Here is a 17,611-nt window from a genome sequence, read left to right as displayed (position 1 = left end):
TTCAGTACAACCGGCGGTTGGCGTGACGTTCCCAGTAGTCGAAGACCGCCCGCCCCTCCTCGGCCAGGGTGCGGATCAACGGCAGACGGCGCGCCTCGGGGGCCGCCACCAGTTCGTCGCGGATCCGCTCGTCGTCAAACCCGGCCGCGGCGGCATCCGCGGCCGAGGCGGCATGCACCACCCGGTCCAGCCGCGCCCAGCACGCCGCCGCACGACACATCGGACAGGGTTCGCAGGAGACGTACAGGGTCGCGCCGTACAGGCGGTGGTCCTGCAGGTGGCGGCAGGCGTCGCGAATCGCCGCCACCTCGGCATGCGCGGTGGGATCCTGCCACGGGATCACGCGGTTCGCCCCGCGGCCGACGATCTCGCCGTCGCGCACCACCAGGGCGCCGAAGGGTCCGCCGCCGACATCCACGGACTCCCGCGCCAGGCGGATGGCCTCGCGCAGGAAGAAGGCGTCGTCGGCGGCCACGCTCATGGGATCAGTCGCCCAGCACGCGGGACAGCACCTCTTCCGGCTCAACGTAGCCGGCGAGCATCTCGCCGTTTTCGGTGAACAGGGCCGGCGTGCCGCGCACGCCCAGACTCTGCCCCAGCTGCATGTGCTCGTCCTGCGGGGTGGCGCAGTTTCCGTCCAGATCCGTCAGCTTGTCACCCTCCTTGGAACGATCCATGGCCGCCTGGCGATCATCGGCACACCAGGTGCGGTTCATGATCTCCGGCGAATCCCGACCAAGCACCGGGAACATCAGGTAGCGCACCTTGACGCCGGCTTCCAGGTATTCCGGCAGATCGGCGTGGATGTCGCGGCAGTACGGGCAGTTGGGATCGGTGAAGATGTTCAGCACGGCGCGGGTCTCGCCGTTCGGTTCATAAACCACCAGTTCGCTGTCGTCGATGGCCTCGAACAGCTCGGCACGCGCACCGCCCTTCGCCTGCTCCGTCAGATTCTCGCGGGTCTGCAGGTCGATCAGGCTGCCCTGCATCACGTAACGGCCATCCTCGCTGACGTAGAAGATCTCGGTGCCGTAGCGGACCTCCTTGATCCCGTCGAGCGGGGTGGAATGAATGGAGTCGATCTCGGCATCGGGGATGGCCTGCGACATGGCCTGCTCGATCGCCTCGCTGGCCTGAGCGGTGGTGCCGGCGGCCGCCAGGGCGACCGCGAAAGGAAGAACGCGCTTGAGCAACATGGGTGTCTCGCTGATGAATCAAAACGTGGATTGTAGGCCGGTTGCCTTCCGGGGGACAGACGGCTACCCCCGGGGATGGTGTTCCGCATGCAACGCCTGCAGCCGCGCCCGCGCGACGTGGGTGTAGATCTGCGTCGTGGACAGGCTGCTGTGCCCCAGCAGCATCTGCACCACGCGCAGGTCGGCCCCGTGGTCCAGCAGATGGGTGGCGAACGCGTGCCGCAGGGTGTGCGGCGACAGGGCCGTATCGATGCCGGCCTGCGCCGCATGCGCCTTGATCCGGTACCAGAAGGCCTGACGCGTAAGCCCCCGGCCGCGCCGGGTCACGAACACCGCCTCCACCGGCGGGTGCCCCGCCATCAGCTCGGGGCGCGCGCGGTCGAGATACGCCGCCAGCCAGTCGGTCGCCATCTCGCCCAGCGGCACCAGACGCTCGCGTCCGCCCTTTCCGGTGATGCGCACCACGCCCTGCCGGGTATTCACCGCCGTGCCTTCCAGCCCGACGAGTTCGGAGACCCGCAAACCGGCCGCGTACATCATCTCCAGCATCGCCCGGTCACGCAGTCCCACCGCCGTGGTGGTATCCGGTGCCGTCATCAGCGCCTCCACCTGTCCCTCCGACAGCCCGGCCGGCAGCGGGCGCCCGGGTCGCGGCGGGTCGATCCCGGCCGAGGGGTCGTCCTCGCGTTCGCCCGCCTGCACCAGAAAACGATAGAAGCGGCGAATCGAGGACAGCGCCCGGGCCACCGAACGCGGGCGCGCCCCGCCCTGCATGCGGGCGGCGACAAAGGCCAGCAGGTCGGCATGGGTCGCGGCCTCCAGTGCCCCGTCCCGCGCCGCCAGGAAACCTGCCAGCGCGCTCAGATCGCGCCGGTAGGCCGCCAGGGTCCGGTCGGCCAGGCCTTCCACCGCCCACAGCTCGTCCAGGAATCGATCGAGGACCGCCGGGACGGATCCGGCGACCGCGGTGTCGCTCCCCTCGTGCGTCACTCCCCCGGAAGCCTCCCCGGGGACATCCCCGAAAGCACCCGCGCCTGCGGCCGTGGTCTCCGTCGTCATCCCGGTGGAACCGCGCCGGTGCGATCAGGGATTCGCGGGGTCATCCGGCGCCGGCCCCCGATTCGTCCCGCGCGCCCCGGCTTCTCCCTCGTCGCCGGTAGCCGCAGCCGGCCCGCCGGCGGTGTCACCGGTCACGTCCGAGGCACCCTTCTTCGTCCCCATGCCGGCAGCCGCGGCGGCTGCGTTGAGCGGGTTCTCGGGGTTCTCCGCACGGAACTTGGCCGCCAGGTTCTCGAACACCTTGGTCAGCTCCAGCGGCAGCGGGAAGAAGATGGTGTTGGCGTTCCCGTTGGTGGACATGTCCGCCATGGTCTGCATGTAACGCAGTTGCAGGGAAGAAGGCGCCGCCTCCATCTGTTGGGCCGCCTGTACCAGCTTCTCGGCCGCCTGCAGTTCACCCTCGGCGTGGATGACCTTGGCGCGGCGTTCGCGTTCGGCCTCGGCCTGACGGGCAATGGCGCGGATCATCGAGTCGTCCAGGTCGACATGCTTGATCTCGACATTGGTGACCTTGATGCCCCAGGCATCGGTCTGCGAATCGAGGATCTCCTGGATGTCGTTGTTCAGCTTGTCACGCTCGGACAGCATCTCGTCCAGGTCATGCTTGCCCAGCACCGAGCGCAGCGTGGTCTGCGCCAGCTGGCTGGTGGCGGCATAGTAGTCCTCCACCTGGATCACCGACTTGGCCGAGTCCACCACGCGGAAATACAGCACCGCGTTCACTCGCACCGTCACGTTGTCCTGAGAGATCACGTCCTGGCTGGGCACGTCGAGGGTGATGATGCGCAGGTCGATCCGGACCATCTGCTGGATGCCCGGGATCACGATGATCAGGCCCGGGCCCTTGACCGACTGGAACCGGCCCAGGAAGAAGACCACGCCGCGCTCGTACTCGCGCAGCACCCGGATCGACATCGCGATCAGGGCGATGATGATGACCAGCGGTACGACGAGATAACCGAAATCGTTCAACATGTTGCACTCCTTTCCGCCGGAAGGCGGATTACTGCATGTGCGGACCGAATTTTCGCGGCCCGGGACCGGCTCTGCCGGCATCCATGAATCGGTGCACGGGACACCTGCGCCCCCGGCCGAATCTGGCCCGGGGCTTACGCCGTTTCCGCCGTTCCTTCCTGCTCCACTGGCTCGACCGTCAGGCGCAGGCCCTCGATGGCCGTCACGCGCACCTTCTGCCCTTCACGAACCGGCGCCGTGGTCTCGGCCGTCCACAGCTCGCTGTGCACCCACACCGGGCCCCGCACCTCGAAATCCGCACGGGCGTGACCGATCATGCCGATCATCTCCTCGTGGCCGGTCGCGGGCTTTTGCCCGCGCAGCTTGAACAGCCGCCCCAGCACCCACACCGACACCAGGCCGATCGCGATGGCCGTGCCCACCACCAGCGGCAGGGCCACATTCAGATTGGGGTCGTCCCACAGGATCACGGAACCGGTCATGAATGCCACGAGTCCTCCTATGCCCAGAGCGCCGAAGCTGGGCACGAAGGCCTCGGCGATCATGAAGATCATCCCCAGCAGCATCAGCGCCAGCCCGGCGTAGTTGATCGGCATCACCTGCAGGGCGAAAAAAGCCAGAATCAGCGAGATGGAACCGATCACACCCGGGTAGACCGCCCCGGGATTGGCCAGTTCGAAGATGATGCCGTAGATCCCGATCAGCATCAGGATGTAGGCGATGTTGGGATTGGTGATCAGCGACAGCAGTTCGGTGCGCCAGTCCGGATCCATGCGCACGATCCGGATGCCTTCGGTCACCAGCTCGCGCTCGCCGGTTGCCAGCTTCACCGTATGGCCGTCGATCTGCTGGAGCAGATCGTCGAGATTGTCGGCAACGAAATCGATGACGTTCTGGTTCAGCGCGTCGGTGGCGGTCAGGTTCGACCCCTCGCGCACCGTCTCCTCGGCCCAGTCGGCGTTGCGATCATAGCGCTCTGCCAGCCCGCGGATGTACGACACCGCGTCCTCCAGCACCTTGCGCTCCATCGCATCCTCGCCGCGCCGGGGCTCGGGGTCATCCTCCAGCCGTTCCTCCCCGGCAGACGGCTCGCCCCCGTTGTCGTTCCGCCCCTCTTCCGCTTCGCCGTTTCCGTTTCCGTCGCCGTTGTCTTCCTCCGCCGCGTCCTCGCGCATCTCCTCGAGGTCTTCCTCGTCCAGACCCGGAAGACCACCCCCGCCCATCTGTACGGGAGTCGCGGAGCCCAGATTGGTGGCGGGCGTCATGGCCGCGACATGCGAGCCGTAGAGCATGTAGGTGCCGGCGCTGGCGGCCCGCGCGCCGGCCGGGTGCACGTAGGTCACCACCGGCACCCCGGACTGCAGCATGTGCTTGATGATGCTGCGCATGCTGGAATCGAGGCCACCGGGCGTGTCCAGCTGCAGCACCACCATCTCGGCACCGCGCTCCTCGGCGGCATCGATCCCGCGCGTGATGTAATCTACGGTCGCCGGACCGATGGCCCCGTCCACGGTCAGGAGCACGGCTTCACGGTCGCCGCCGTTATCGGCGCTGGCCAGCAGCGCGCCGGCCGTGCCGACGATCAGCAGCGCCAGCCACAGGAGCCAGCGGGCCGCGGCGCCGCGTTGCTTCCGGAATCGGATCATGTATCGCTGCCGTCCTCGTATCGTGTCCGCCACGTATCCTGCACCCTACAACATAGGCCATTGCGCAAACGAACGCCCATGCCGCAGGACCCCCGCCAGACTCCGCCCGCCACCCCGGACCGCCCGCCGCTGGGGGTCATCCTCGCCGGCGGTCAGGGCCGGCGCATGGGCGGCTGCAACAAGGCCTGGCTCGAATACCGGGGCCGGCCGCTGATCGAGCATGCCGTCGAGCGTCTGCAGGGACAGGTCGATGGCATCGTCGTCAGCACCAATACCGAAATGGACCGTTGCGCGCGGCTGGGGTTTCCCTGCGTCGCCGACGAACACCCCGATTACCGCGGCCCGCTGGCCGGGATTGCCGCGGCCGGGGCCGCCCGTCCCGGCCGCGACCTGCTGTGCGTCCCGGTGGATGCCCCGCGTGCCCCGTACGACCTCGGTCCCCGCCTGCAGGCGGCGCGAACCGAACACGCGGCCCCCGCCGCAATGGCCCACGACGGCCAGCGGCTGCAGCCGCTGTTCCTGCTGCTGGGCGCCGGGCTGGTCCCCGCCCTGCGCGCCGCGATCGCCGCGGGCCCCCTGCCCGCCGGCGTCTGGCTGCGCGAACACGGCGCCGTGACCGCCGCTTTCTCCGATTGCCCCGAGGTCTTCGCCAACCTCAACACCCCCGAAGATCTTGCCCCGCCGTGACCCCGGGAACTTACGCCCCCCGCAACCGGCGTGTAGATTGGCGGCCGATTCCTTACACTCCCCGACTACCGGTACCGGACCGGGCCATTGCCACCAGGGAGAGGAACCGTCATGAGCCACCCGGACAACACGCTGCCGCGCATCGGCTTTGCCGCCTGGAGCGGCTCGGGCAAGACCACGCTGCTGAAGCGGCTGATCCCGGAGCTGCGCAACCGCGGCCTGCGCCCCGCGGTGATCAAGCATGCCCACCACGAGTTCGACGTGGACAAGCCGGGCAAGGATAGCTACGAGCTGCGTCACTCGGGGGCCAACCAGACACTGGTGGCCTCGTCCCGGCGTTTCGCCCTGATGGTGGAGACGCCCGAGATCGAGGAAGGAGCGACCCCCGACCTTGACGCCCTGTGCGCGAAACTGGATCCGGCGCGTTCGGACCTGATCCTGGTGGAGGGCTTCAAGAACGCCGACCTGCCCCGCATCGAGGTCTACCGCAAGGCCAACGACAAGCCGCCGCTGTACCCCGATACGCCGGGGGTGGTCGCGGTGGCCACCGACGCCGGCGGGCTGCCCTTCCATGGCCCGGTGCTACCGCTGGACGACCCCTCGCCGGTGGCGGACTTTATCATCGAACACCTTTCCCTTTACCCGTTATTGAACGGATGACAGATGACAACGGAGGAACCGGATGAACGCGGCCGCCTGTGACGAATTCGACCCCACCGCCCTCACCGTGGAACAGGCGCGCGCCGCCGTCCTGGAGGCCTGCCGGGCGGTCACCGGGACCCGCACGCGCAGTCTGGAGACGGCCACCGGACGGGTCCTTGCCGCGGACGTGCATGCACGGCTGGACGTCCCTCCGGCCCGGGTCTCGGCGATGGACGGCTACGCCCTGCGCGCCGCCGATGCCCGCGGATCCGGCGCCCGGCTGCATCTGGCCGGCCATTCGGCCGCCGGGCACCCGTGGAACGGCACTCTGCCGCCGGGCTCCTGCGTGCGGATCCTCACCGGCGCGGTGGTCCCGGACGACGCCGATACCGTGGTGATGCAGGAACACGTCACGCCGGACGGCGACTCCGTGCAGTTCGACCGGCCCGCCCCGGAGAACGCGAACATCCGTGGTCCGGGCGAAGACACGCGCCGGGGTGAAGCGTTGTATCGCACCGGGCAGGTCCTCGGTGCGGCCGAAATCGGCGTCCTGGCCAGCCAGGGCATCGCCGAGGTGGACGTCCTGCGCAAACCGCGGGTCGTGTTCTTCTCCACCGGCGACGAACTGGTCCCGGTGGACGAACCACTGGAGCCCGGCCAGATCCACGACAGCAACCGTCACATGCTGCGTTCCCTGCTGTCGCGCTACGCGGTCAAGGCCCGCGACTACGGCGTCATTCCCGACGACGAGGACGCCGTGCGCGAGGCTCTGGAATCCGCGGGCCGCGAGGCCGATCTGATCCTGACCACGGGCGGGGTCTCGGTGGGTGATGCCGACTACATTACCCGCATCCTGCAGGAGCGCGGCGAAGTCGGCTTCTGGAAGATCGCGATGAAGCCCGGGCGTCCGCTGGCCTTCGGCCGTTTCGGCCAGGCCCGGTTTGTCGGGCTGCCGGGCAATCCGGTCTCGGCGATGGCGACCTTCGGCCTGTTCGTCGGCCCGGCCCTGCGCAGTCTGGCCGGCCTGCCGGCAGGCGAACCGCGCACCCTGCGCGCACGGCTGTGCGAGGATCTGCGCAAGCGGCCGGGGCGCACGGATTATCAGCGGGCGATCGTGGAGACCGAGGACGGCGTGGACGTGGTGCGCAGCGCCGGGGGCCAGGGGTCACATCAGCTGAGCGCGATGAGCCGGGCGAATGCCTTCGTGGTACTGCCGCGGAAAGCGGACGGCGCACGCGCCGGGGAGTGGGTGGAGGTGCTGCCGTTCAGCGAGCTCTACTGAGCCCGCCGCGGCGAACTGCTCAGCGGCCGGGGGCGTCCTCGCCCGGCGGGTCGCCGATCATGGCGGCGAACTCGCGCTCCAGCAGCGCCTCGTCGCCCAGGTTCAGCTCCACCAGACGCCGCAGGTGACCGGCGGACTCCAGCGGCATGGCAGCGATCTCCAGCCCCAGCCGCTCGCCCTGCTGCCAGCGCACCGTGCCTTCGAAGGCGATGCGGGCCTCGTCACTCAGCGGGATGTCCACCTGGCCGGACGTGCCCGGGGCGAGCGGTTCGAGCCCCTCGCATTCCACCAGCACACCGCGCAGCGAGATATCCAGCACCCGCACCGGACAGGTACGCCCGGCGAGCTCGAGCCGGCCCGGAAATTCGAGCGGGATACGTTGAAACCGTCGCGACATACCGCAAGACTACGCAATCTTCCGCGCAGTGACCAGCGAGATTCCATGACCGATATCCCCGCACCCGATCGCGACCCCCGCCCCGTGGGCCTGCTGCTGCGCTTCGGCGCGCTGCTCTACGACAGCCTGCTGGTACTGGCCATCTGGCTGGTGCTGGGGCTGGTGACCCTGCCCCTGTGGAACGTGCTGGAGGTGTTCTTCTGGCAGGTCCAGCTCACCCTCAACATCTTCGCCGCCTGGGCCTTTTTCTACGGTTTCTGGCGACGTACCGGACAAACCCTCGGGATGCAGACCTGGAACCTGGTGGTGCGCAGCGAGGATGGCAGCCGGATCACCTCCTGGCAGGCCACGCTGCGTTTTCTGGTGGGGATCTCGCAGTGGATGTTCATCCTGATGGCGATCCATCTGGCGCGCGAGCACGGCGACTGGATGACCGCGCTGATGACCGCGCTGGGCGTTCTTGCCCTGGGCGCCAGCGCCCTGCACCCGCAGCGCTGGATGCTGCACGACTGGCTGTCCTCCACCGTGCTGATGCGCACGCGGCCGCTCAAGCGTCCGCGCTGGAAGGAAAACCAGGACGAACAGGACTCCGGGGGCGGCTGATCGCCCGCGCGGTCACCCGGCCCCCTCACCCGGCCCGTCACCCGCTCACGGGGCTCGGCGTCCCAGCCACAGCCCGACCTCCATCAGCCCGTCGGCGATCTCCTCGGCCATGCGTGCATAGCCGTCCGCGTTCGGGTGGATGCGGTCCGCACGCAGATCCGCGTCGTTCAGCACCCCGGCCAGCACACCCTCGATCAGCGGCACGTCCTCCTCGCGCGCGAGCTCGCGATAAATCGCGTCGTCACTCAGCCGCCCGGTGGCGGCCCCCAGGGCCGAGGCCTCGGGCACGCCGATGAGCAGCGGCTGGCCCCCGTGGTCACGCACGTGTCCGATCAGTGCCCGCAGATCCTCCTTCACCCCCACCGGATCACGCCCGCGCAGGAAGTCGTTGCCGCCGAGCTCGAGGATCACCAGATCCGGTTCATGTTCGACCAGGCTGTCCTCGATGCGCCCGCGTGCGGTATCCGCCCGATCGCCGGGCACCCCGTCGTTGATGACGGTCCAGCCGGTGATCGCCTCCAGAAGCGTCGGAAAGTCCTTGCCATCGCCGGCCCCGGTCCCGTGGGTCACGCTGTTCCCGAAAACCAGCACGGTCGCCGAACGCGGCAGCGGATCCAGATCGGTGGGCCCCGGGCTGCCGCAGGCGGCCAGCAGTCCGGCTACCAGCAGCAGCCACAGGAGTTGCCCCGAGCGCCCGGTCCGGGACGGTCTTCCGCCTGCTCTCATTGCGTCGTTCTCCTGTCGTCGATGATCCGCGTCACATCATGCCACCCGCCGCAGCCCCAGCAGCCCCGCCACCAGGAACAGCAGTACCGGCGCGCTGGCCGCCAGCACCGGCGGCAGCGCGAACACCAGTCCCACGTGCGTCATCGCCCGCATCACGATCGCGAACGACACCCCGATCGCGATGCCCACGAACAGGCGGCGCCCGGCCCCGCCCTCGCGCTGCGACCCGAACAGGAACGGGATCGCCAGCAGCAGCATCACCCAGGTCGAGGCCGGCAGGGTCAGACGCTGCCAGAAGGCCACCTCGTAGGGCGCCGAATCCAGGCGATTTTCCTGCAGGTACCGGATGTAACGATGCAGGTCGCGCGCCCCCATCTGCGCGGGCTCCACCACCAGCACCGAGAAGTACTCCGGGGCGATCAGGCGCTCCACGCGCTCCTCATCGGCATGTTCCGTCACCACCCCGTCGAAATCCGGGCGCGAGCGTTCCACGTCCTCCAGCCACCACTCGCCGTCCGTGTAACGCGCGCCCGCGGCCCGGGTGATCACCCGCGGGCGGCGGTCCTCGCCCAGTTCGACCACGCGCACGCCGGCCAGCCGGTCATCCGGCAGCACGGCCTCGGCATGCACGATGCGCCGCCCGTCGCGCGCCCACAGCCCCATCGAGCCAACGGTCAGTTCGCGGTCGAAGGCGGTCGCCTTGAGGTTCTGCGCGCGGTTCTCCGCCACCGGCGCGACGAACTCGCCGATCGCGACCATCGCCAGCACCACGATCAGCCCGCCCTGCATGACCCAGGCGACGAACCGCCCGACGGTCATCCCGGCGGCGCGCATGGCCGTCAGCTCGCTTCCCGCCGCGAGGTTGCCCAGCAGCAGCAGACCGCCGAGCAGAGCCGCCGGCGGCATCATCTCGTACATCCGCCGCGGCAGCGTCAGGGCCACGTACATCAGCGCCTGCGCCACCCCGTAATCGCCACGCCCCACGTCGCGCAGCTCGTCGATGAGCGCGAACACCGCGTCCAGCGCAACCAGCAGCAGCGCCGCCAGCGCGGTCCCCAGCAGCACCTGGCGGATGATGTAGCGCCCCAGGATCGTGGTCATGCCGGCTCTCCCGCCGGCGGACCCGCGCCCCGGCGCGGCCGGCGCAGCAGGCCCTTGCGCCAGGCCAGCAGCAACCACAGCGCGAGCATCGCGCCGTGCGCCCACCACAGTCCCACGGCCACGGGCACCTGGCCGTCCGCCAGCTGCCCCTGCCCCAGGATCAGGAAGTTGGCGTACAGCACGTACACCCCGATCGCCGCGGGAATGCGCGCATAGCGCCCGCTGCGCGGCGGCACCAGTGACAGCGGCAGGGCGATCAGGGTCAGGACCACGATCGACAGCGGCATGGCGAAGCGCCACTCCAGCTCGGCGCGTACCTCGTGATCGTCCCGCTCGACCCACAGTTCCGGCGTGGAGTGCGCCTCCAGGCTGCGCCGCTCGGCCGCCGGGTCGGGCTCGGTGATCTGCGCGCGCAGGCGCTCGAATTCCAGCATGCGGAAGGCCCCGCTGCCCGGGGTACCGAGGTAGCGGTAACCGTCCTCCAGCACCAGGAAGCCGCTGCCCTCGGCACCGGGATCGGGGATCGCACGCGCGGCCACAGTAACCTGCGCCTCGCCGTCCACCTCGCGGTAGATGAAGACCTCCTCCAGCGCCTCGCGGTCATCGCTCAGGCGCTCGGCGAAGAACACCTGATCCCCCACGCGCGACTCCAGGAACTGCCCCGGCGCGATGCCCACCAGATCCGAGCGCTGGTCGGCGAGATCGCGCATGCGGTCCACCTCGCCCTCGGTCCAGGGCACCACGGTGTTCATCAGTGCCGCCAGCAGGATCGCCGCCGGTCCGGCCACCAGGAACAGGGCTCGATACAGCGCGGCGAAGGACATCCCGCCCGACTGCAGCGCGATCAGTTCGCTGTCGCGCTGCAGTCGGCCCAGCACCAGCATGAACCCCAGAAACAGCGCCACCGGCCACAGATACACGATGCCCTTGAACGCGCCGAAGCCCACCAGCGCCGGCAGGAAATCCGCCGGCACGCTGCCCTCGGCCACGTCCTGCAGCACGCGCGCGAGCACCCCGCCGACGATCACCAGCAGCAGTACCACGGTCACCGCCGCCTGGGTCAGCAGAAGTTCGCGCGCAACGAAGCGCTCGGCCCGGCGCAGGATCATGCGCGGCCCGTATCCATGTTACCGGTGTGCATAGTGCAGTCCGGCAACGCGCTGGTAGTATCACTGGAGGTCATTCATTCCTTCCCGCGAGGCGCCCATGCAATTCTCCGTCACCACCTCTGCCGTCGACAAACCCCGCGCCGGGATCCGTGTCACCGCCGTCAGCCACCGGCGCAAACCGGCCCCCGGCACCCGCGCTGTCGACGCGGCCCGCGACGGCGATCTCGCAGCCCTGCTCAAGGCCGGCGAGATGGACGGCGACGCCAGCTCGCGCCTGCTGGTGCCCGGGACCGGACGCAAGGGTTCCGCGCTGCTGATCGGCCTGGGTGCGAAGAAGGACTACGACGCCCGCGCCGCGCGCAAGGCCTGCCAGACCCTCGCCAGCGCGCTGGTGGAGCGCCCGGCCGACGCGGCCGTGATCGCGGTGGAGGACTTCGTCCCGCGCGGCAAGGATATTGCCTGGACCGTGCGCACCCTGATCACCGCCATCGGCGACGCCGCCTATCGCTTCTTCGAGTTCAAGGGCAAGGAAGAAACCCGGCCCGTCAAGCTCGAGAAGATCCAGCTCGCGGTGGAACGCGGCCAGGCCGATGCGGCCAAGAAGGCCTGCAGCGAGGCCGCGGCCATCGTCACCGGCATGAACCGGGCCAAGGACCTCGGCAACACCCCGCCCAACGTCTGCTATCCCGAATCCCTCGCCGACACCGCCTGCCGGCTCGCCGAACAGTATGACCGTCTCGAGACCACCGTGCTCGACGAACACGAGCTGGAGGCCCTGGGCGCCGGGGCCATCCTCGCCGTCGGCCAGGGATCCGAGCGCCCGCCGCGCCTGATTGCAATGGAATACCGCGGTGGCAACAAGGACGATGCCCCGGTGGTGTTCGTCGGCAAGGGCATCACCTTCGACACCGGCGGCATCTCGCTCAAGCCGGGCGCCGAGATGGACGAGATGAAATACGACATGTGCGGCGCCGCCAGCGTGTTCGGGGTCATCGAGGCGGTGTGCGAACTGGGCCTGCCGATCAACGTGGTCGGCGTGGTCACCAGCGCCGAGAACATGCCGGACGGCCGCGCCACCCGGCCCGGCGACATCATCCACACCCTGTCCGGGCAGACCGTCGAGATCCTGAATACCGACGCCGAGGGCCGCCTGGTGCTGGCCGACGCCCTGACCTGGGTGGATCGCTACAAGCCGAAGGCGGTGATCGACATCGCCACCCTCACCGGCGCCTGCATCATCGCCCTGGGCCACCAGGGTGCCGCGCTACTGGGCAACGACGACCGCCTGGTCAAACAGCTGCTGACCGCCGGCGAGGCAACCGGCGACCGCGGCTGGCAGCTCCCGCTGTGGCCGGAATACCAGGAACAGCTCAAGAGCAACTTCGCCGACATGGCCAACATCGGCGGTCGCCCGGCGGGCACCATCACCGCCGGCTGCTTCCTCTCGCGCTACACCGAGGACTACACCTGGGCGCACGTCGACATCGCCGGGGTGGCCTGGAAGAGCGGCAAGGAAAAGGGCGCGACCGGCCGTCCGGTCCCGATGCTGATGCAGTACCTGCTGGATCAGGCCTGAAGGAGGCCGGCGCATGACCCGCGTCACCTTCTACCTGCTGCAGGATGCGCAACCCGACGCGCGCCTGCAGCTGGCCTGCCGGCTGGCCGAGAAGGCCTCGCGCCAGGGTCACCGGGTGCACGTGCACACCGGGGACCCGGCCCTGACGCAGAGCCTGGACGAATGGCTGTGGACCTTCCGCGACACTGCCTTCCTGCCCCACGCCACCGAGGTGGACGCCGCCGACGTGCCGGTGACCCTGCACGATTCCCGTGCCCCCACGACCCACTGCGACGTGCTGGTGAACCTGGCCGCCGAGGTCCCCGAATACTGCGGGCGTTTCGAACGGGTGGCCGACATCGTCGGCGGCGACGAAGCCGGCCGCGCCGCCGGCCGCGCCCGCTGGCGCTACTTCCGCGACCGCGGCTATCCGCTGGAACACCACTCCATGTGAGATCCGTCGGCAGGCGACGCCCTTCCCTGCACCCCCCCCTTGAGCTGGATCATAAATCCCTTCACTTGGGGAGGTTTTGTGACCCATTCACGTAGAAATAACGCGGAGAACCGATGCAAGGTAGCGACGGCACCCACAGAGATGCCGTCACAAGAAAACTACCAGCAAGGAGGTCGGGACCATGTCCGACAAGACCGATATCAGCCGCCGTACCTTTCTCCGTCGTGCCTCCGCGGCCGTCGCCGCCATCCCGGTCGTCAGCATGACCGGCATGTCCGTGGCCAAGGCCAAACCCATGGCCGAGGACGGACACGCCCACAACTACGTGGCGGATGCCGCCAACGCCGACCATCCGGACTACTCCGAGGGCGAGCGCTGCGACAACTGCGCCTTCTGGGACGGCAACGGCGGCTGCCATCACGCCGATTTCCAGGGCGTCAATGTCTCTGCCAACGGCTGGTGCGACGCCTGGGTCAGCGGCTGATCCCGCAACCCGCTCACGGGGCACCGAAATGCCCCGATACAACAGGGCCCCGCACGCCACCCTGGCGCGCGGGGCCCTTTTGATTGCGGGACGGGCCAGAATCTGCATCCCTCGTTATAATGCGCGGCTTTGCCATCCACACCCCGAGCCCGGCCCGACCATGGACAAGAGCTTCGACCCCAAGAGCATCGAACAGGCCCAGTACGAACGCTGGGAGGCCGCGAACATCTTCGCGCCGCCGGAGACGGGCGAGGCCAGCTACTGCATCCTGCTGCCGCCACCGAACGTGACCGGCACGCTGCACATGGGGCATGCGTTCCAGCACACGCTGATGGACACCCTGATCCGCTACCGGCGCATGCACGGCGACCGCACCCTGTGGCAGGGCGGTACCGACCATGCCGGGATCGCCACGCAGATGGTGGTCGAGCGCCAGCTGGCGGCGCAGGAAAAGACCCGCCACGACCTCGGGCGCGAAGAATTCGTCCGCGCGGTCTGGGACTGGAAGAACGAATCCGGCGGCACCATCACTCGGCAGATGCGCCGGCTGGGCGATTCGGTGGACTGGTCGCGCGAGCGCTTCACCATGGACGACGGGCTGTCCGAGGCGGTGCTCGAAGTCTTCGTGCGCTTGTTTGACGAAGGCCTGATCTACCGCGGCAAGCGCCTGGTCAACTGGGACCCGGTGCTGCACACCGCGCTGTCCGACCTGGAGGTTCTGTCGGAAGAGGAAAACGGTCACCTGTGGCACTTCCGTTATCCTCTGGCCGACGGCTCCGGGCACCTGACCGTGGCCACCACGCGCCCCGAAACCATGCTGGGCGATACCGCCGTCGCGGTGCACCCGGAGGACGAGCGCTACCGCGACCTGATCGGCAAGACCATACGCCTGCCGCTGGTCGGGCGCGAGATCCCGATCATCGCCGACGACTACGTCGAATCCGAATTCGGCTCCGGCTGCGTGAAGATCACCCCGGGGCACGACTTCAACGACTACGCGATGGGCCAGCGCCACGACCTGCCGGTGATCAACATCCTGACCATCGATGCCTGCCTGAACGACAGCGTGCCCGAGGCCTACCGCGGACTGGACCGCTTTGAAGCCCGCAAGCGCGTGGTCGCCGATCTGGATCACCTCGGCCTGCTGGAAAAGACCGAGGACCACAAGCTGATGGTCCCGCGCGGCGACCGTTCCGGCACCGTGGTCGAGCCCTACCTGACCGACCAGTGGTACGTGAAGGCCGCCCCGCTGGCCGAACCGGCGATCCGGGCGGTGGAGGACGGCCGCATCCGCTTCGTGCCGGAGAACTGGTCGAAGACCTACTTCGAGTGGATGCGCAACATCGAGGACTGGTGCATCTCGCGCCAGATCTGGTGGGGCCACCGCATCCCGGCCTGGTACGACGGCGATGGCAACGTGTACGTCGGGCGTTCCGAGGCCGAGGTGCGCGAGAAGCACGGCCTGGGCGCCGAGGTGACGCTGGAACAGGACGAGGACGTGCTGGACACCTGGTTCAGCTCGGCCCTGTGGCCGTTCTCCACCCTCGGCTGGCCGCAGCAGACGCCGGAGCTCAGGGACTTCTACCCGACCAGCGTGCTGGTCACCGGCTTCGACATCATCTTCTTCTGGGTCGCCCGCATGATCATGATGGGCGAGCACTTCATGGGCGACGTGCCGTTTCGCGAGGTCTACGTCACCGGGCTGATCCGCGACTCGGAAGGCCAGAAAATGTCCAAGTCCAAGGGCAACGTGATCGACCCGATCGATCTCATTGACGGCATCAGCGCCGACGACCTGGTGGCCAAGCGCACTCAGGGCCTGATGCAGCCGCAGATGGCGAAGAAGATCGAGAAGACCACGCGCAAGGCCTTCCCCGAGGGCTTCCCCGCCTTCGGCACCGACGCCCTGCGCTTCACCCTCGCGGCACTCGCCACCACCGGGCGCGACATCAAGTTCGATCTCGGCCGCATCGAGGGCTACCGCAACTTCTGCAACAAGCTGTGGAACGCCTCGCGCTTCGTGCTGATGAACGTCGAGGGCCAGGACTGCTCGCCTGCTGCCGACACGGCGGAACACCGCACCCTGGCCGATCGCTGGATCCTCGACCGCCTGGCCGCCACCGCCGCGACGGCCACGCAGCAGCTCGACGCCTACCGCTTCGACCTCGCCGCGCAGACGCTCTACGAGTTCACCTGGCACGACTACTGCGACTGGTACCTGGAGCTGACCAAGCCGGTGCTGAACGACGAGGCCACGCCGGAGGCGGTCAAGCGTGCCACGCGCAATACGCTCCTCAGCGTGCTCGAGGCCCTGCTGCGTCTGCTGCACCCGGTGATCCCGTTCATCACCGAGGCGATCTGGACCAGTGTGAAGCCGCACGCCGGCATCGGCGACGACGTCGAGTTCCTGGTGCAGCGCCCCTGGCCCGGCCGCGACGGCTTCCCGCGTGACGCGACCGCCACCGCCGAGCTCGACTGGGTGAAGGACTTCATCACCGGGCTGCGCCGCATCCGCGCGGAGATGGACATCGCCCCCGCCAAACCGCTGCCGGTGCTGGTAAAGAACTGGACCGACGCCGACCAGGAGCGCTACACCCGCCACCGCGGCCTGCTGGAGTTCCTCGCCAAGCCCGAGAGCGTCACCTGGCTGGACACGGCCGACGAGGCCCCGGAATCGGCGATGGCCCTGGTCGACGACATGCAGCTGCTGATTCCGCTGGCCGGGCTGATCGACAAGGACGCCGAGCTCGCACGCCTGGACAAGGAAATCGGCAAGCTCGACAAGAACCTCGAACAGAGCGAGCAGCGGCTTTCCAACGAGAGCTTCGTCGACCGCGCCCCGGCCGAAGTGGTGCAAAAGGAACGCGACCGCGTCGCCGAGATGCAGGCCACCCGCGAGCAGCTCGCCGCGCAGCGCGAACGCATCCGGACGATGTAACGCCGGCGCAGCGCTGGCCCGGTGTCGGGACGGCGCCCGACAGACCCTTTCTAGGCCTGCCACGAGTAAACATACAAGCTTGCTTGCAAGCGAACCGAAGGCTCGTGGTGTCCTTTGGGGGCGACATCTTCCCATGCGACACGGCATCCGGCCCCCGATCGGCCGGAGGGCCGGCCTCCTGCGGGGGCAGGCTTCAACACGGTGGGAGGCGAGCCCTCTCGCCGATCCGGCACAATCGGTTGCCAACGGTCCTGGTCTCGGCCGGGGCGTTCACAACCCCCGGCCTGCCCGCCTGGCGAAAAAGGAACGGGCGGTGACCCTGAGGCCCCGTTTGCCGCACCGAGCGCAGAGGTCGGGCGCGGGAGAAAAGGCGCTGCTTGTCTGAGCGAAGCGCAGCTTCGCGAGTTCAGCGCCGCCCGCGACCGGCCTCGGAGCGAGGGCATCCCGGGCCGCGTCAGCGGACCGGGATGCGGCAGTCGGGGTGACTTCTTTGGGTCCTTTCTTGTTCACACAAGAAAGGACCTCGCGGCGCGCTCGCGAGAGAGCGCCCCCCCGGCGGCAGCCAAAGCCGCCGACTCCGCAGCACCAGCTCAAAGCCCCGCGGCAGCGGTCAGGCCCGGCAGCAGCCCGTTCGCTTGCAAGCAAGCTCCCACAGCCAGTTATCCCCAGACGGACCCGACCCCGAACACCAGTGCGGCCACCATCAGCGCCAGCACCAGCCCGAACCAGGGATTCGCGATATGCGGGTGGTCCGACC

At 68.7% G+C, this 17,611-nt stretch carries 17 protein-coding genes; 8 read left to right on the top strand and 9 right to left on the bottom strand.

Features of this window, described 5'->3' with window-relative positions; genetic code table 11:
• Nucleotide 1 precedes the first annotated feature (1 nt).
• From G020_RS0112745 to G020_RS0112725, 5 genes are all read right to left on the bottom strand, one after another.
• A complete protein-coding gene (locus G020_RS0112745; protein ID WP_018946312.1) occupies nt 2–481 on the bottom strand; it encodes a nucleoside deaminase in 480 nt (159 codons plus the stop codon).
• A gap of 4 nt (nt 482–485) precedes the next feature.
• Complete coding sequence (locus G020_RS0112740; RefSeq protein ID WP_024329866.1) at nt 486–1,196, bottom strand: DsbC family protein; 711 nt, start codon at nt 1,194–1,196, stop codon at nt 486–488.
• Nucleotides 1,197–1,259: 63 nt separating this feature from the next.
• On the bottom strand, nt 1,260–2,186 hold the full coding sequence (xerD, locus tag G020_RS0112735; protein WP_024329865.1) for a site-specific tyrosine recombinase XerD: 927 nt from the start codon (nt 2,184–2,186) through the stop codon (nt 1,260–1,262).
• A 93-nt stretch (nt 2,187–2,279) separates the two neighbouring features.
• The gene (locus G020_RS0112730; protein WP_024329864.1) at nt 2,280–3,227 is read right to left on the bottom strand and encodes a slipin family protein; all 948 of its coding nucleotides are present in this window, start codon (nt 3,225–3,227) and stop codon (nt 2,280–2,282) included.
• A gap of 137 nt (nt 3,228–3,364) precedes the next feature.
• The gene (locus G020_RS0112725; RefSeq protein WP_024329863.1) at nt 3,365–4,876 is read right to left on the bottom strand and encodes a nodulation protein NfeD; all 1,512 of its coding nucleotides are present in this window, start codon (nt 4,874–4,876) and stop codon (nt 3,365–3,367) included.
• Between the two features lie 78 nt (nt 4,877–4,954).
• Between G020_RS0112725 and mobA the strand changes: the two genes are divergently transcribed.
• The 3 genes from mobA (at nt 4,955) to glp (ending at nt 7,487) form a co-directional block, all read left to right on the top strand.
• The gene (mobA, locus tag G020_RS0112720) at nt 4,955–5,563 is read left to right on the top strand and encodes a molybdenum cofactor guanylyltransferase MobA (protein ID WP_024329862.1); all 609 of its coding nucleotides are present in this window, start codon (nt 4,955–4,957) and stop codon (nt 5,561–5,563) included.
• A 111-nt stretch (nt 5,564–5,674) separates the two neighbouring features.
• On the top strand, nt 5,675–6,223 hold the full coding sequence (mobB, locus tag G020_RS0112715) for a molybdopterin-guanine dinucleotide biosynthesis protein B (protein ID WP_024329861.1): 549 nt from the start codon (nt 5,675–5,677) through the stop codon (nt 6,221–6,223).
• Between the two features lie 22 nt (nt 6,224–6,245).
• Nucleotides 6,246–7,487 (top strand): gephyrin-like molybdotransferase Glp, encoded by a 1,242-nt coding sequence (gene glp / locus G020_RS0112710; RefSeq protein WP_024329860.1) that lies wholly within the window; start codon nt 6,246–6,248, stop codon nt 7,485–7,487.
• Nucleotides 7,488–7,506: 19 nt separating this feature from the next.
• Here the strand turns inward: glp and G020_RS0112705 are convergent, their stop codons facing one another.
• Complete coding sequence (locus tag G020_RS0112705) at nt 7,507–7,884, bottom strand: PilZ domain-containing protein (RefSeq protein WP_024329859.1); 378 nt, start codon at nt 7,882–7,884, stop codon at nt 7,507–7,509.
• A 45-nt stretch (nt 7,885–7,929) separates the two neighbouring features.
• Here G020_RS0112705 and G020_RS0112700 point away from each other — a divergent pair, with 45 nt between their 5' ends.
• Complete coding sequence (locus G020_RS0112700; protein WP_024329858.1) at nt 7,930–8,487, top strand: RDD family protein; 558 nt, start codon at nt 7,930–7,932, stop codon at nt 8,485–8,487.
• A gap of 45 nt (nt 8,488–8,532) precedes the next feature.
• Here G020_RS0112700 and G020_RS0112695 read toward each other — a convergent pair whose 3' ends face one another.
• The 3 genes from G020_RS0112695 to lptF are packed head-to-tail and all read right to left on the bottom strand — an operon-like array spanning nt 8,533 to nt 11,423.
• Entirely contained in the window at nt 8,533–9,213 is a 681-nt protein-coding gene (locus G020_RS0112695; RefSeq protein WP_024329857.1) for a GDSL-type esterase/lipase family protein, read from the bottom strand.
• 36 nt (nt 9,214–9,249) lie between these two features.
• The gene (gene lptG, locus G020_RS0112690) at nt 9,250–10,314 is read right to left on the bottom strand and encodes an LPS export ABC transporter permease LptG (protein ID WP_024329856.1); all 1,065 of its coding nucleotides are present in this window, start codon (nt 10,312–10,314) and stop codon (nt 9,250–9,252) included.
• Entirely contained in the window at nt 10,311–11,423 is a 1,113-nt protein-coding gene (gene lptF / locus G020_RS0112685; RefSeq protein WP_024329855.1) for an LPS export ABC transporter permease LptF, read from the bottom strand. Before lptF ends, lptG begins: the two co-directional genes overlap by 4 nt.
• Nucleotides 11,424–11,520: 97 nt before the next feature.
• Between lptF and G020_RS0112680 the strand changes: the two genes are divergently transcribed.
• From G020_RS0112680 to G020_RS0112665, 4 genes are all read left to right on the top strand, one after another.
• Nucleotides 11,521–12,999 carry a leucyl aminopeptidase gene (locus G020_RS0112680; RefSeq protein ID WP_024329854.1) on the top strand — a complete coding sequence of 493 codons (1,479 nt, stop codon included), beginning with the start codon at nt 11,521–11,523 and terminating at the stop codon, nt 12,997–12,999.
• A 13-nt stretch (nt 13,000–13,012) separates the two neighbouring features.
• A complete protein-coding gene (locus tag G020_RS0112675) occupies nt 13,013–13,432 on the top strand; it encodes a DNA polymerase III subunit chi (protein ID WP_024329853.1) in 420 nt (139 codons plus the stop codon).
• Between the two features lie 181 nt (nt 13,433–13,613).
• Complete coding sequence (locus G020_RS0112670; protein WP_024329852.1) at nt 13,614–13,916, top strand: high-potential iron-sulfur protein; 303 nt, start codon at nt 13,614–13,616, stop codon at nt 13,914–13,916.
• Nucleotides 13,917–14,076: 160 nt separating this feature from the next.
• On the top strand, nt 14,077–16,854 hold the full coding sequence (locus G020_RS0112665; protein ID WP_024329851.1) for a valine--tRNA ligase: 2,778 nt from the start codon (nt 14,077–14,079) through the stop codon (nt 16,852–16,854).
• Nucleotides 16,855–17,611 lie beyond the last annotated feature (757 nt).

This window comes from Thioalkalivibrio sp. ALR17-21, assembly GCF_000420185.1.
Classification (GTDB): Bacteria; Pseudomonadota; Gammaproteobacteria; order Ectothiorhodospirales; family Ectothiorhodospiraceae; genus Thioalkalivibrio; species Thioalkalivibrio halophilus.
Note: the sequence above shows the minus strand (reverse complement) of the source record. Positions and strands in the feature narration are given on the sequence as shown.